The organism is Faecalibacterium sp. AF10-46 (genome assembly GCF_003604105.1).
Taxonomy (GTDB): Bacteria; Bacillota; Clostridia; order Oscillospirales; family Ruminococcaceae; genus Faecalibacterium; species Faecalibacterium taiwanense.
The window spans coordinates 20039-34835 of record NZ_QVGY01000016.1 but is presented as its reverse complement, the minus strand read 5'-3'; the positions used below and the strand labels follow the sequence as shown (position 1 = coordinate 34835).

Sequence of the window (14797 nt, the reverse complement as noted above, 5' to 3'; positions counted from 1 at the left end):
GCCGAGGGCTGGAGTACATGGGACGTAATGGGCGGCGGTTTGATGGCTGATCTTGCCAAGTATGAGGAACTGGACGATGCGCAGGAACAAATCGAACAGCTTCAAGTGGAACTGCGACGGTTCAAAACTGAACTTTCCGATGTTGAAATCACCGCCGACCTTCAGGTTACGGTGGACAGCTTTCTAAAATTTGCAGATTTCTTCTTTGACGGCCTCTTTGCAGACTGGGCAGTTCTGGATCACATCAATCAGGCACAGAGCAGAGTGGAGAATACCAAAGGTCAAATCAAGCGAGTCCTTGCACTTCTGAAAAAGATGCGCGAAGATGTTGATACCCAAATCGCTGATGAAAAAGAGAAGCAGGAGCAGCTTGCGGTGGAAACCGAACTGTAGGTTTGGAGTGTCTGTGTATGAAACGAAAATTCCCAAAGATTTTGGATGTCGCTATTCATTCCATAAATCTTATTCTTATCAATTATGCGCTATCGAATATGATGGCTTTTTTTCGGAGCAGCCTCCTTTACATTTTGTTTTTCACCTCTGAAATGTGGGTCTTTGTCCAATACCGAAAAAATATTGAAGAATTGAGCGACAGTAAAGCTCTTGCAAATCTTCTGCTGATAATCTGTGTTGCTATCGAAATCGGGCTTTTGTATTTCTTTGGGATTGTTTCTGGCGAACTGATTCCATTTAAGATCAAGTGGTGAAATCAAATCTTTTAGTGTACTATTGATTAGGAGACGCTGATATGAAATGTCCTATTTGTGGAGAAGAAATGCTTGCGGGAGGATTGATTTCCGCTGGTATCTCAGTTGGGTGGGTTCCAAAAGACGAGTTTGATAAAAAAGGACTTAGAAGAATTTCCTATCAGGAATGGCACAGTATTGGCAATTCCAGCATTTTATTAGGACAGACAAAGATACCAAACGCTTTTCTATGCAAAAAATACAATAAAGTCATTGGCGTGTTTGATGTTCGCAAAACATTTTCTCATTATGAAGCTGTAACTTTATAGATTAAGGAGATGAATTCTCATGAGTTATGGATGGGCAACTGTTTTCACTTTAGCGGCATGGTTTGCAGGGCTTGTGATTGATGTAAATGTGCGGGTCGGCGACCTCGGTTTACGAACCGTGCTTCCCGTCATCGTGATGGGGTGCTGCGTTATGAAGTACATAAAGGACAATAGCAAATAATCTTATCTCAATACACTTTCCAGCGGGCAACCCCAAAATGGTTGCCCGCTATTTTTATACCCTAAAATCTAAAAAAGGAGGCAAAAATGCCAAGCAAAACCGAAGAATATCTCGCCCTTGCCCAGCGCACGGCCAACGGCCTGACCCGGTATTGGGAAAGCTGGACGGACTACCTGACCACCGCATCCCGGCTGTACAAGTACCCTTTTGCCGACCAGCTCATGATCTACGCCCAGCGCCCGGATGCCACCGCCTGCGCCGACTTCGACATCTGGAACAATCGGATGAACCGCTATGTGCGCCGAGGTGCCAAGGGCATCGCTCTGCTGGACGAATCCAGCGGCTTCCCCCGGCTGCACTACGTCTTTGACGTAAGCGACACCGGGGTGCGCCGCAATTCCCGTGACCCGGAGGTGTGGCAGCTCGGTCCCGATTTGGTGCAGCCGGTTTCGGAAATGTTGAGCAAGACCTACGGCATCAGCGGCGAGCGTGTCAGCCAGCAGCTTGCGGATGTTGCGGGGAAACTGGTGGCGGATTACTGGGACAACAACGGCGGGGACATTCGTGCCATCATTGACGGTTCGCTCTTGATGGATTATGATGAAGCCGGGGTGGAGATGCAGTTCAAGTCTGCCGCCGCCATCAGCGTCACCTACACGCTGCTGGAACGCTGCGGCATTGAGCCTGCCGGGTGGTTCGACAAGGACGATTTTCAGGCAATCTACAATTTTTCCACCCCGGATAGTGTCTACGCCCTCGGCGCAGCCGTCAGCGACATGAGCCGGGAGGTGCTGCGTAACATCGAGCGCACCGTAAAAACAACCATTCGCCGCCGCAATGCAGAAAGGAGCCAATATGAATACGAACAGCAGGAACGTGACTTACTCGACCGTCGGGGACTACCAGCTCCCGAACCTAACCCTGAACCAGCCCCGGAAGCCGCTGGGCAAGTACGGCAGGCTGCGCCGGACGTACCTGATGCAGTATCGCCCGGTACTGTACAATTCGATGCTCCTGAACGGGACGCTGTACCCGCATCTGATGGAACTGGAGCAGACAGCAGAGAGCCGGATGCAGCAGACCATGGAGCAGCTTCTGAAGCAGGACCCAGCCCCGGACAAAGCGCAGAACCAACTGATGTGGGTGCAGCACATGAACAGTCTGAAAGCGCAGGCAGAGGAACTGGTGATGACGGAGCTGATCTACAGCTAAGTTTTCTGGATGCGAACATCCCCACCGAAGCCCAGCAAATTGAGAAGATCGACCAAGCGGAGAGCGAAAAAACGCCCTCCGCTTTTGTTTTGTCGCAGGCTGAAATTGAGAACGAGCTGCGGCGGCATGGTTCAGGGTTTACAGGCGGCAAACAGCGCATTATTGCGCTGTACCAGACCCAGCCTGACCGCAAACTCTGTGCCAAAGCACTGGCAAAGGAGTACGGCATCGGTGGGCACTCCCACGATTATCTGGATGGCAGTCGAGGCTTCGTCAACCACGACTGGAAGGGTCTGGAATTTGTTCATTATCCCGACCACCAGAAAATCACCCTGAAATGGGCGCAGGTGGAAAAGTATATCGACCTTATGATTCAGTCCGACCGCTATCTGACAGATGAGGAAAAGGAACAGCGTGCTACCAGACAGGAAGCATCCAACTACAATGTCGGGGATGAAGTTGTGGTAGACCTGCCCACCAGAACGATTGAAGGTACCATCGGCTATGTTGGCGAAACCGATGTGCGCATCGACACCAGTGCGCACGGGCAGTCTTGGGACAATGAGGTTATTAACAAGCATCAGTTTGAGCAGGGGCTGCGACAGAGTGCGACTGCTCAGCGTGTGGATAAAATGCTGGCGCAGGCAGAAGCCATCGCCAAGGAATCCGAAGTGCCTGAATACGAACGTTTCTCTGTCCGAAAAGTCGTTGACGGTAAAATGCCGCTTTTTGCTATCTGGGATGATCTTTATGATGACTACTATGAAACCAATCACGCCGTTCCACAGTTTTCTAACGAGAAGCAGGCAGAATCTTATCTGGAAAATCTGAAAAAAGAAGTTGCAGACAGAGAAGCCGCCGAGTGGCTCAAAGTCGAACACGCAAAATTTTTAGCAGACAAGGACGAGCCGGAGCCGTCTGACGAAGAACTGGACGAACTGCCCATCTCTGCTGTAATGGACGGAGAGGTGCAGACCTTCCCGGATGCCGCTGCCTTGGATGAAGCCTTGAACGCTACGCCTGCCGGGAACTTCCGCATCACAGACGACCATTTGGGCGAGGGCGGTGCAAAGCAGAAATATGCCCGGAACATCGAAGCCATCCGAACTCTGTTTCGTTTGGAGGAGGAGCACCGGGGTGCCACCGCCGAGGAACAGCAGGTGCTTTCACAGTATGTGGGCTGGGGCGGTCTGGCAGACGCTTTTGACCCCGGCAAAGATAGTTGGGCAAAGGAATACGCCGAACTGAAAGGGCTGCTCTCCGAGGACGAGTATGCCGCCGCACGTTCCAGCACCCTGAACGCCCACTACACCAGCCCCACCGTGATCCGTGGTATCTACGATGCGGTGGAGCGCATGGGTTTCCGCAGCGGTAACATTCTGGAACCTAGTATGGGCGTGGGCAACTTCTTCGGTATGCTGCCGGACACCATGCAGGACAGCCGTCTGTACGGCGTAGAGCTGGATTCCATCACCGGGCGCATCGCCAAAAAGCTGTACCCGCAGGCCGACATTACCGTGGCGGGCTTTGAGACCACAGACCGCCGTGATTTCTACGATCTGGCGGTGGGCAACGTGCCCTTCGGCAACTACAAGGTCAACGACAAGGCGTACAACAAGTTGGGATTCAGCATCCACAACTACTTTTTCGCCAAGGCCATTGACCAAGTGCGTCCGGGCGGCGTGGTGGCGTTCGTCACCAGCCGCTACACCATGGATAGCAAGGACAGCACCGCCCGCAAGCACATGGCAGAGCGTGCTGACCTGTTGGGAGCTATCCGTCTGCCGAATAATGCGTTCAAGGCAAACGCAGGCACGGATGTTGTGAGTGACATTATCTTTTTGCAGAAGCGTGACCGCCCTGCGGACATCGAACCTGCATGGGTGCAGCTCGGCAAGACCGAGGACGGCTTTGCCATCAACCAGTATTTCGTGGACCACCCGGAGATGATTCTGGGCGAACTGACCACCGAAAGCACCCAATACGGACGGGAGGAACTGACGGTTGCCCCCATCGAGGGCGCAGTGCTGGCCGACCAGCTTGCCGAAGCGGTACAGCATATTGAGGGTCAGTATGTTGAAGTCGAGGTGGAAACACCAGATGTTGCGGATGCAGAAGTCGAGCGCAAGACGCTCCCCGCTGACCCGGATGTAAAGAATTTCTCCTATGCCGTGGTGGACGGTGAGGTGTACTACCGAGAAAATTCGATTATGACGCAGGTGGAGTTGTCCGATAATGCCAAAGCCCGTGTCACCGGCATGGTGGAACTGCGGCAGATCGTCAACCAGCTGATTCAGGAGCAGCTGGACGATTACCCGGATGAGGACATTAAGGCAACCCAAGCAAAGCTGAACACAGCTTATGACGCTTTTACCGCAAAATACGGTCTGCTCAACGACCGCAAAAATGGGCGTTTGTTTGAGGATGATTCTTCCTACTATCTGCTCTGCTCTTTGGAAAATCTCGATGAGAATAAACAGCTCAAAAGCAAGGCGGATATGTTCACCAAGCGAACGATTCGCCCGGAGCGCACCGTCACCAGCGTGGACACCCCCAGCGAAGCACTGGCAGTGTCCATTGGAGAACATGGCCGTGTTGATCTGCCCTATATGGCGGAACTTCTCGGCTCTCCCGGCGATTATGAGCGTATTATCACAGAGCTGCAAGGCGTGATTTTCAAAGACCCTTCTGCGGATGCAGATGAGCCGGAAGCAGGCTGGCAGACTGCGGACGAGTATCTTTCCGGCAATGTGCGGAATAAACTGCGCATGGCTCAGCTTGCCGCTGAAAGCCACCCGGAGTTCAAGATCAATGTGGAGGCTTTGACCAAAGCGCAGCCGAAGGACCTTGAAGCATCAGAAATCGACATCCGACTGGGTGCCACATGGCTGAATCCCGCCATTGTGCAGCAGTTTATGATGGAGACTTTTCAGCCGCCCTACCGCATCCGCTATAACAACCTGATCCAAGTCCGCTACTCTCCATTTACGTCCGAATGGCGCATCGGCAACAAATCTGCCGCCGGAATGTATGATATCATGTCCACCGAAACCTACGGCACCCACCGGGCCAACGCCTACAAGATTTTGGAGGACACCTTGAATTTGCGGGACTGCCGCATTTATGATACCATTGAGGAGGATGGTAAAGAGCGGCGTGTCCTGAACCAGAAGGAGACGATGCTTGCCCAGCAGAAGCAGCAGGCCATCAAGGATACCTTTGCAGGCTGGGTTTGGCAAGACCCGCAGCGGCGGAATCTACTGGTGAAGCAGTATAACGAGTTGTTCAATAGTACCCGGCCCCGCGAGTATGACGGAAGCCATATCCATTTTGTCGGTATGAACCCGGAGATCAATCTGCGGGAACATCAGCGCAATGCAGTTGCTCATGTGCTTTATGGTGGGAACACCCTGCTCGCCCACGAGGTGGGTGCCGGCAAAAGTTTTGAGATGGCAGCTTCGGCAATGGAATCCAAGCGTTTGGGCCTGTGTCAGAAAAGCCTGTTCGTGGTGCCCAACCATCTGACCGAGCAGTGGGCCAGCGAGTTCCTGCGGCTATACCCCAATTCAAAGCTGCTCGTTACCAGCAAGAAAGACTTTGAACCCGCCAATCGAAAGCGTTTTTGCGCCCGCATCGCAACCGGCGACTACGATGCCGTCATTATCGGCCACTCGCAGTTTGAGAAAATCCCTCTTTCTGCGGAACGGCAGGCACGGATCATCGAAGATCAGATCGAGGAAATCGAAAATGCCATTGCAGAGGCCAAGGAACAGTCCGGTGAGCATTTTACCGTGAAACAGATGGAAAAGACACGGAAAACACTGGAGGTGAAACTGAAAAAGCTACAGTCCACCGACCGCAAGGATGATGTGGTCACATTTGAACAATTAGGCGTAGATAGGTTATTTGTGGACGAGAGCCAGAACTACAAGAACCTATATCTTTACACCAAGATGCGCAATGTTGCTGGCCTTTCTACCTCCGAAGCACAGAAGTCCAGCGATATGTTCGGCAAGTGTCGTTATCTGGATGAAGTGACTGGCGGGCGCGGCGTGATTTTCGCAACGGGAACGCCCATCAGCAACTCCATGACGGAAATGTACACCCTGATGCGCTATTTGCAGTACAGCACTCTCCAGCAGAAACAACTGACCCACTTTGATGCATGGGCTTCTACGTTTGGCGAGACCACCACGGCCATTGAGCTTGCGCCGGAAGGAACCGGCTACCGTGCGCGCACACGTTTTGCCAAGTTCTTTAACCTGCCGGAGCTGATGAATATGTTCAAGGAGGCAGCGGACATCAAGACTTCCGACCAGTTGCATCTGCCTGTTCCGGAAGGCAAGTTTGAAACTGTCGTGGTCAAACCATCGGAGATCCAGCAGGACATGGTGAAATCCCTGAGCGAACGTGCTGCTGAGGTGCATAGCGGTGCGGTTGACCCCTCGGTGGACAATATGCTGAAGATCACCTCGGACGGACGTAAAATCGGCCTTGACCAGCGGCTGATGAATCCGCTCACCCCGGATGACCCGGACAGCAAGCTGAATGCCTGCGTCGACAATGTTCTGCGTATCTGGAACGAAACCAAAGAGGATAATCTGACGCAGCTGATTTTCTGCGATATGTCCACGCCCAAGGGAGACGGCTCGTTCAATGTCTACGATGATATTCGCACAAAGCTGCTTGCCGCCGGGGTGCCGGAATCGGAGGTCGAGTTCATCCACAACGCTGATACTGAAGGTAAGAAAGCGGATTTGTTCTCCAAAGTCCGCAGCGGCAAGGTGCGTGTCCTGCTGGGCAGCACTGCAAAGATGGGCGCAGGCACCAATGTCCAGACCCTGCTGGTGGCCGTGCATCATCTGGATGTAGGCTGGCGACCGTCCGATATGACCCAACGCAACGGCCGAATCATCCGTCAGGGCAACAAAAACAAACAAGTTTACGTCTATAATTACGTCACGGAGGGGACATTCGACGCCTACCTCTGGCAAACGCTGGAAAACAAGCAGAAGTTTATTTCGCAGATCATGACGAGCAAATCTCCGATGCGCTCCTGTGATGATGTGGATGAGCAGGCTCTTTCGTATGCCGAGGTCAAGGCCTTATGCGCAGGCGACCCGCGCATCCGGGAAAAGATGGATCTGGATGTGCAGGTAGCAAAGCTCAAGGTGCTGCGCTCGGATTACCAGAACCAGAAATATCGTCTGGAAGATAAGCTGCTCAAGCATTACCCGGAGGAAATTCAGAAAGCGAAGAACCGTATTGCGGCTCTGAAAAACGATGCCCAAATCGCAGACGCACACCCGCAGGATAAGGAGAACTTCTGCGGCATGACGATCAAGGGCATGGTGTTCGATGAGAAAAAAGCAGCTGGTGAGCGGCTGATGCTCGCCTGCAAGGAGATGCCGAATGCGGATATGATGCTGCTGGGCACCTATCGCGGCTTTGAGCTGAACATTCGCTTTGACAGTTTCAAGAATGAGCATCAAATCGTTCTCCGCGGCGAGCTGAGTTATCCGGTACCGCTGGGCGATGACCCTCGCGGCAACATCGTCCGTCTGGACAATGCCATCGGCAATTTTGCCGACCGCATTGCCGATGCTGATGCCGCACTGGATTCTCTGGAACAGCAGAAGCAGGCCGCAGAGGTTGAAATCGCCAAGCCGTTTGCGCAGGAGGAAGAACTGCAAACCAAGTCTGCCCGCCTTGCAGAATTGGATGCGCTGTTGAACATGGAGCATCAGTCCAGCCGGACAGAACCCGAAGCGGAAGAAAAGCCGGATGCCCGCCCCTCTGTGCTGGCAGCTCTGGAAGAAAAGGCTGATAAAGTGGAGCCTGTCCGACCATTCAAATCTTACTTGGATAAGGATGGTGATGCCCGGTGACGGAGCGCCGTGACCAGCAGATCCATTTTCGTGTCAGCAAAGTCGAACTGGAACGCATTCGTCAGAAGATGGAAAGTTGCGGTATTTTGAGCATTGGCTCTTATCTGCGAAAAATGGCTCTGGATGGTTACTGCCTGAATCTTGATTTACCACAGCTGCGTCGGATGGCGTACCTTCTTCAGAATTGCAGCAACAACCTGAATCAGGTGGCGAAACGGGCCAATGAAAGCGGGCAGCTCTATGCCGCCGATTTAGAGGACTTGCGTAGTCGGTTGGATGAGCTGATAGCTATCGGCAAGCAACTTCTCGCCAAACTTTCGGAACTCTAAAAAAATCCCGCAGCAGGAGGACTGCGGGCTTACATAACGGTTGACATCCTTGCAAGGCAGTAGCCGATACCTTTATAATTGGGGCGGAAAAAGGAAGGATGGTGTTCGATATGAGGTTTCTGTTCAAAATGGTGCTTGCCCCGGTCTCTCTGTTTGTGGCTTTTCTGGCTCTGATGGCAAAGTGGCTGCTCACTCTGTCCAGCTATGTTGTCGCGCCGTTGATGCTGTATATCTTTGGCTGCGGCATCTACACCGTCTACCGCCAGACTTGGGATCAGTTTTTGATTCTGCTGGTTGCTGAATTTCTCTGCTTTGTTCTTTTTGTCAGCGCAACTGCGATGGTGGCGGGCGTTGAACGATTCAGCGGTTGGCTCCGGGACGTGATTTGATTTTGAATCTTTTGCCGCCTTCGGGCGGCTTTTTCATTTAGGGGGTGATTTGCTCTGGCTGCTACTCGTCTGATTGCACTGCATCAGCACAAAGGAAAATCTATCGCCGCCTGCCTGAAAGACCGCACTGATTATGCGCAGAATCCCGACAAGACTGAAAGGGGCGAACTTGTCAGCAGCTATCAATGCAGCCCGCTTACCGTGGATGAGGAGTTCATGCTCACAAAAAAGCTATACGAGCAAGCCACCGGGCGCAGCCAGAAAAGCAATGTCATCGCCTATCAGATACGGCAATCCTTCCGACCCGGCGAAATCACAGCAGAGGAAGCAAATCAAGTTGGCTACGAATTGGCCTCCCGCTTTCTGAAAGGCAAACACGCTTTTATCGTTGCCACTCATACCGACCGGGAGCATATCCACAATCACATTATCTTTAATTCGACCGCTTTGGATGGCACCCGGAAATTTCGGGATTTTTTCTTTTCCGGGCTGGCAGTGCAGCGGTTAAGCGATTTAATTTGTCTGGAGCATCAGCTTTCCGTAATTGAAAAGAAGCCTTATCGGGAGCGGCAGAAGCGTATCACTTACCCGCCAAGGGAAAGCAACCGCGACCGACTGTGCGGTGTCATCGACGAAATTTTGCAGCAGAAGCCCACCGACTACGAAGATTTTCTGCAAAATCTGGAACAGCAGGGCTATGAGATCAAGCGTGGAAAGTACACCTCCGTCAAAGGCAAAGGGCAAAAGCGTTTTATTCGGTTTCGTACACTGGGCGAAGGGTATAGCGAAGAAGAAATCAAAGCTGTGTTGGCTGGCAAGGCAGAGCACCACCCCCGCCAGAAACAGTCGCCCAAAGAACAGCCCTTTCAACTGCTGGTGGACATTCAAGCAAAACTTGCTGAGGGTAAAGGCGGTGGATACGAGCGCTGGGCGAAAAAGCACAATCTGAAGGAAATGTCCAAGACGTTGCTTTTTTTGCAGGAACAGAAAATCAGCAGTGCGGATGAGCTGAAGGAACTTGCAGATGCTGCACTTTCACACTATCACGAACTGGGCGATTCTATCAAGGCCGCAGAGCAACGTATGACCGAGATTGCAGTCCTCCGTGCGCACATCGTCAACTATGCCAAGACCCGGCCTGTATACGATGCTTACCGCAAATCCGGGTACAGTTCCAAATTTTTGGAAGCGCACCGGGAGGAGATTACATTGCATAAGGCGGCGAAAGCCGCTTTCAATGAATCCGGCCTGAAAAAGCTGCCCAAAGTGAAAGACCTGAATGCAGAGTATTCGGCTTTGCTCACCAAGAAAAAAGCACTCTACCCGGAGTACCGCAAGGCGCGGGATGAGATGCAGGACATCGTAAAAGCGCAGAAGAATGTGGAACTGTTCTTTGCGGAGGAAAAGGACTCCAAGCAAGTCGAGCAGATCCGATAAAACAGTCCCTGAGAACTTTGCCGCTTATCCGGCAGGGTTCTCAGGGTCTTTTTTGCTTATTGCTCAGTCTGTACTTGGAACGGCTTTTCCGGCAGTTTCAATTTGTTTGGCAACCATATTTTCCAATTCCCCCGTAATCGTTGCACAATTTGCAACACGATAATTCCAGAAGTAAGAAACGCCTTCACACTCCTCAACGGACAAATCGCTGTTGACCAAAAGCAGTCGGTCGGAGGTTACTTTCAGCTTTTCGCACAGAGCAGCATATTTTCCATAATCAATGCTTCGGCTGGACGATTTGGCTTCCACCCAGAAGAATTTTCCGTTGATGGAAAACGCAACATCCAGTTCATGCGTGCTCCCTGCGGATGCCGCTTCTGAAAGAATCACATTGGAGCAAAGCGAAACTTCTGCGCCCTGCTCCTCCTGATAGCGATTCAAAATCTGCTGAACCTGATGCTCCACAAAAAGTTCCAGCCACTTCCCGCTCAGGAAATGCCGGACAGTCTCATTTTGCGCAAGCTCATAGACGATATTCTGCGGATAGATCACAATGGATGCAAAAAGTCCCATTTTATCCCACGTCTGAGCGATTTCCGAAAGTGTGGCAAACGAATTCTTGGAAGTACCCTTTGGGATACGAAACGAAAAAGAGCCGTCACTCTGCATATGTGTCCGAATAAACTGCAAGAAATCCACCACTACCGGGTCGCAAAGAGCTTCGCCTGTTTTCCATGCCATCCGCTGAACGGCAATCGGCGGAAGTTTTTTCGGTACGACCTGCTGAACGATTCTATACCCACAGCGTTCCAGATGCTCCAATGCGGTCAAAGGCTTCGGAGGGATTTTTTCTTTAACTTCGGACTTTTCTGCACCGGATGTATTCTCAGTCAGATAGTTAAACTTCCATCCGTATTCCCAAGCAGGCGAACGGGTCAACACACCAACTGCATGAAATCCGCTGTCCGGTTCCTCCATCGGAAATGTGATTTTGTTCTTTTGGATATTGATTTGGAGCGTTTTATTTTTCAGCGCTATCTGATAAGCGTCAAGAAGGAATTCCTTTCCCTTATATGTCAGCTCACTGGAACTATTTGCAGAAAGGCCAGCATTTTTTGCCAAAGAGAGAAGCAGACAGGTCGCTTTGGGCAGCTCAAGGATATGCTCCATCTGCGCAGTGTCCGGAATCACTTCCGCATTTGCGTTATCGGGCTGCGGCAATTCGTCTGCCGGAGTCTCCTTTGCTGGTGCAGAAACTTCGGGTGTCATTTTTGAAGCAGCCTCAGATTTTCCAGACTTGGGCAAAGGTTTCGGCTCCGTATAGACCTCAGCAATAAATAATTCATAGGAATCGATGCACGAAAGTTTTCCTGCCGCTGCAAGTCCCACATAAATCGCAGCCGCCCGTGAGGAATCGCCATAATACTTTTTAGAATCCGCTGCGGCAGCAATATCAGAAAAAGCATTATATCTGCTCAGCGGCTCCGCCTTTTCCGGGAACTGCTTCAACGCACGGCAGTAGAGCCACTCAAAGAACGAATCCATGTACGGCTCTGTCGGATACTCGTTTCCTTCCAGAGAGTAACGTAGCAGCTCTCCACTGGTTCGCAGCCGAGTGTCCTTATGGACTTTGGGTGGCTCACAGGTCAGAAGGTCAGCGAATGGCCCACCATGTTCAAACACTTTGGTGGCTTCAAAAACCGTGCTGATGGGTACATCCTGCGCAACAGAATCCAGATGCAGCAAAAGCCGCAGAGAAGAAACAGCTTCACCCTCCGGCTGAACGGATGCAGAGCTGACTTCCAGAATCGAAACATCAGGGTCTGTTGTATGGACGGCATCATGGACGGCACGGATATTCTGCCGCTTGCTGCCTTTTATCCATGTGAATGTCACCGGCTGTTCTCTGCAATAGGGATAGCCGGATATGGGAAAACAAATGGTTCGTGTTGCCATGAACACCTCCAACTTTTTAGGACAAACAAGTTTATGTAAATCAAGTATAGCACAATCCCGGATGTGCTGCATAGCACTATTTTCTGCTTCCGGGAATCCATCTGTGCAAAAAGTGCCGATACCACAGGCATCGGCACTCAGATTAAAAAGCATTTTTCAAAAATGTGCAGCCTGCATCCACTGGATGCAGAACACAAGGGGTTTGGGCACAGCCCAACAAGCATTTTGAATTTGATTTTTAGAAATCGGATTCAAAAATTGCAAGTTGGTACCAGCTTGCACTGCTTGCCACAACAATGCGTCCTTTTTGTCCGCAATTTGTAATTTTCAGATTGGAGAAAAACGCCATGGCAAAGACGAAGGCTGAAGAAAAAGCTCTCAACCTTGATTAGATTTTGTTTAACTGCCGGGATTATCTGCGCGCTGCGCGCAACTCCGGCTCGTTCTTTGAAAAGCGTGATATCCCCCGCAGTACAGCCCCGAAGTTCTCAAAAAGGTCATGGAACAGGTAGAGAACTTTGAGGAGAACAATTAAGCATTTTCTCGTTTTAACGTGGGATTAGATTGCTGTAGACCTTAATACAAAAAGATAGATAATGAAAATCTGGTGTCTGCTGGTACCAAAAAGCAGTTTGGCATCCTGAAAGACCTGATGAACCGCTCCGACGTGGATATCATCGTCAATGCCTGTGAAGCCCACCTCCACATTCCCATGGCCGATTTCGTAGTCTATGTAGTTGTAGCGGCTCCGGTCAAACCAGATCTGATAGGTCAGGCCGTTTTTTGTTCTCTTTTTGAAGTCGCCCTTTTTCAGACGCTTCCAGCCCTTTTCCTCCAGGCCCAGGCCGTTCCATAGGTAGTCCAGAAGCTCCTGAAATATATCTGCCGGCCGTTTTTGTTCCACGGTCTCCACCCCCTGACGAATTCTCTTTAATAGTCAAGCAGGATAGGCACCTGCTGCTCCTCGGCAAACCGCATGGCCCGCCAGAACACGGAGAAGGCAAACTTGGCCAAGGATTGGGTGTCATACTGGGTGTGTTCCGGGATGTCTGCCTTGCTGTACTGTCCATCTGAGTCTACGGTTCCGTCTACTGGGTATCCCTCCGTGTCTGCCCAGCCAAGGATAGTGTCCTCATCGGCCTGCCACGCCAGCTGGTTCAGCTTTTCCAGCTCCTTCCGCAGTCCGCCCAAGGTGGCGATCATCGTCTGATCATCGGTGGGCAGAGGGCCTTGGAATAGAAAGCTGTCGGTGAGGGGAAGCCACCAAGTCGCGCCCCGAAGCAGGGACCACACCCGCTCCTCGTCCGATGCAAGGCGGGCAATCAGGGGATGCTCCCCGAAGTCCCAGTCCTTCTCCACGGTGAGAGGCACCGGTTCCTCGTATGTATGACAGGCAGCCACCAGCAGCATAGCGCCAAAGGCATCCCAATCCGGCTTATCGGTGTAATAGGGCCGCTCGTTGTCCTCCGGCCATGGAGTGTAGTGCGGCTGGTTCGGCTGGGAAATGGCGGCTAAGATCTGATCCCGCCAGTCCTCCACTGCCGCCTGGATCTCAGCCGGGGACAGCTCCTCCTCGTTGTCGGCGGGTTCTCCATCCGGGGTGATCCGGTTAAAGGTGTATCCGTTTTCCTCCGCCCACTGCTGAACAACAGTTTTCCAGTTGTGAGAATAGTACCGGGTCAGCGGCCCGGCGTAAATATCAAGTCCCATAGCAATGTCTCCTTTTCTGTTATGCAGTCATTCTTTTGCTGGAGCGAACATCTGGTCAATCTTCTCCAGATCGTATTCCAAAATCCAGTCATGAAATTGATGATAGAGAGGCAATAGCAGCTTCTGTGAGCCGCCCAGCACATCCAGCCCACGGTCATCGTACAAATGGTAGAGGAACGGCCCCGGCCCAGCCAGATAGACGCTGGACACAAAGCCGTTCCAGCCGCCGATGTCCCCCAGAATGATTTCCCGAAGAAGCAGCTCTGGTTGAAAGCTGATCTTGCTGAGATCCCAGTAAAACTGCACTTGTGCATGGGTATCCCCATCTTCATCCTGCTCTGTGGCCGAAAGTTGTTCATCGGGAACTGGGAGGCCCACTCGCTGCCGGATAACGGTCAGCAGGGACTCGGCGGGTTCTTCATCGGGATACCCGTCGATCCGCAGAAGGTCCGGCACCGCCGGAAGTGCCCGATAGATCGCGGCGGCTCGGTCCAGCGCCCCCTGAACATAAGCGGGGTTGGTTTTCAGCTTCGCCGCACGCCTATCCAGATAGATTGGTTCCTCCCCGCCGATCTTAAAACGAATGCCCACCGGTGCATGGTAGAACAGAGGGTGTTCCAGCCCAGCCATGCCCAGATCATGTAAAATGTGTTCAAACCGCTTTGCCAGCATGGTATCCC

11 protein-coding genes and 3 pseudogenes are annotated in these 14797 nt (G+C 51.9%); 9 read left to right on the top strand and 5 right to left on the bottom strand.

The genetic code is table 11. The features are described from left to right. The 4 genes and pseudogenes from DWV57_RS13660 to DWV57_RS14625 form a co-directional block, all read left to right on the top strand. A pseudogene (locus tag DWV57_RS13660) lies at positions 1-393 on the top strand (hypothetical protein); the annotation flags it as partial. A 17-nt stretch (positions 394-410) separates the two neighbouring features. Next, positions 411-707 (top strand): hypothetical protein, encoded by a 297-nt coding sequence (locus DWV57_RS13655; RefSeq protein WP_117533922.1) that lies wholly within the window; start codon positions 411-413, stop codon positions 705-707. Between the two features lie 41 nt (positions 708-748). After that, a complete protein-coding gene (locus DWV57_RS13650) occupies positions 749-1015 on the top strand; it encodes a PF20097 family protein (RefSeq protein ID WP_117948549.1) in 267 nt (88 codons plus the stop codon). Between the two features lie 19 nt (positions 1016-1034). Then, positions 1035-1196 carry a hypothetical protein gene (locus DWV57_RS14625; RefSeq protein ID WP_015565631.1) on the top strand — a complete coding sequence of 54 codons (162 nt, stop codon included), beginning with the start codon at positions 1035-1037 and terminating at the stop codon, positions 1194-1196. A gap of 68 nt (positions 1197-1264) precedes the next feature. On the opposite strand, the gene DWV57_RS14695 is transcribed toward DWV57_RS14625, so the two are convergent. After that, positions 1265-2050 carry a hypothetical protein gene (locus DWV57_RS14695; RefSeq protein WP_207666270.1) on the bottom strand — a complete coding sequence of 262 codons (786 nt, stop codon included), beginning with the start codon at positions 2048-2050 and terminating at the stop codon, positions 1265-1267. A gap of 1 nt (position 2051) precedes the next feature. Here DWV57_RS14695 and DWV57_RS14690 point away from each other — a divergent pair, with 1 nt between their 5' ends. The 5 genes and pseudogenes from DWV57_RS14690 to DWV57_RS13630 all read left to right on the top strand — a co-directional run bounded on the left by DWV57_RS14690 (position 2052) and on the right by DWV57_RS13630 (position 10451). After that, positions 2052-2408: a TnpV protein gene (locus DWV57_RS14690; RefSeq protein WP_207666269.1), complete on the top strand. Its 357-nt coding sequence runs from the start codon at positions 2052-2054 to the stop codon at positions 2406-2408. 1019 nt (positions 2409-3427) lie between these two features. After that, positions 3428-8296: pseudogene (locus tag DWV57_RS13645) on the top strand (DEAD/DEAH box helicase family protein); the annotation flags it as partial. Beyond that, positions 8293-8625, top strand: coding sequence for a plasmid mobilization relaxosome protein MobC (gene mobC, locus DWV57_RS13640; protein WP_120021071.1), 333 nt, complete (start codon positions 8293-8295; stop codon positions 8623-8625). The pseudogene DWV57_RS13645 and the gene mobC, both read left to right, overlap by 4 nt. A gap of 110 nt (positions 8626-8735) precedes the next feature. Beyond that, positions 8736-9014 (top strand): hypothetical protein, encoded by a 279-nt coding sequence (locus DWV57_RS13635; RefSeq protein WP_120021073.1) that lies wholly within the window; start codon positions 8736-8738, stop codon positions 9012-9014. A gap of 54 nt (positions 9015-9068) precedes the next feature. After that, complete coding sequence (locus tag DWV57_RS13630; RefSeq protein WP_120021070.1) at positions 9069-10451, top strand: relaxase/mobilization nuclease domain-containing protein; 1383 nt, start codon at positions 9069-9071, stop codon at positions 10449-10451. A 63-nt stretch (positions 10452-10514) separates the two neighbouring features. Here DWV57_RS13630 and DWV57_RS13625 read toward each other — a convergent pair whose 3' ends face one another. The 4 genes and pseudogenes from DWV57_RS13625 to DWV57_RS13605 form a co-directional block, all read right to left on the bottom strand. Then, on the bottom strand, positions 10515-12407 hold the full coding sequence (locus DWV57_RS13625) for a hypothetical protein (protein ID WP_199663712.1): 1893 nt from the start codon (positions 12405-12407) through the stop codon (positions 10515-10517). 688 nt (positions 12408-13095) lie between these two features. Continuing rightward, positions 13096-13311, bottom strand: a pseudogene (locus DWV57_RS13615) (spondin); the annotation flags it as partial. A 26-nt stretch (positions 13312-13337) separates the two neighbouring features. Beyond that, positions 13338-14117 carry a hypothetical protein gene (locus DWV57_RS13610; RefSeq protein ID WP_006059615.1) on the bottom strand — a complete coding sequence of 260 codons (780 nt, stop codon included), beginning with the start codon at positions 14115-14117 and terminating at the stop codon, positions 13338-13340. 27 nt (positions 14118-14144) lie between these two features. After that, positions 14145-14789: a DUF3885 domain-containing protein gene (locus DWV57_RS13605; RefSeq protein ID WP_008723402.1), complete on the bottom strand. Its 645-nt coding sequence runs from the start codon at positions 14787-14789 to the stop codon at positions 14145-14147. Positions 14790-14797 lie beyond the last annotated feature (8 nt).

What these genes read in the sequence shown, in the direction of transcription:
- DWV57_RS13650 (WP_117948549.1), top strand. Translation starts at nt 749, where the DNA reads ATGAAATGTCCTATTTGTGGAGAAGAAATGCTTGCGGGAGGATTGATT.
- DWV57_RS13605 (WP_008723402.1), bottom strand. Translation starts at nt 14,789, where the DNA reads ATGCTGGCAAAGCGGTTTGAACACATTTTACATGATCTGGGCATGGCT.
- DWV57_RS13635 (WP_120021073.1), top strand. Translation starts at nt 8,736, where the DNA reads ATGAGGTTTCTGTTCAAAATGGTGCTTGCCCCGGTCTCTCTGTTTGTG.
- DWV57_RS13625 (WP_199663712.1), bottom strand. Translation starts at nt 12,407, where the DNA reads ATGGCAACACGAACCATTTGTTTTCCCATATCCGGCTATCCCTATTGC.
- DWV57_RS13610 (WP_006059615.1), bottom strand. Translation starts at nt 14,117, where the DNA reads ATGGGACTTGATATTTACGCCGGGCCGCTGACCCGGTACTATTCTCAC.
- DWV57_RS13655 (WP_117533922.1), top strand. Translation starts at nt 411, where the DNA reads ATGAAACGAAAATTCCCAAAGATTTTGGATGTCGCTATTCATTCCATA.
- DWV57_RS14690 (WP_207666269.1), top strand. Translation starts at nt 2,052, where the DNA reads ATGAATACGAACAGCAGGAACGTGACTTACTCGACCGTCGGGGACTAC.
- DWV57_RS14625 (WP_015565631.1), top strand. Translation starts at nt 1,035, where the DNA reads ATGAGTTATGGATGGGCAACTGTTTTCACTTTAGCGGCATGGTTTGCA.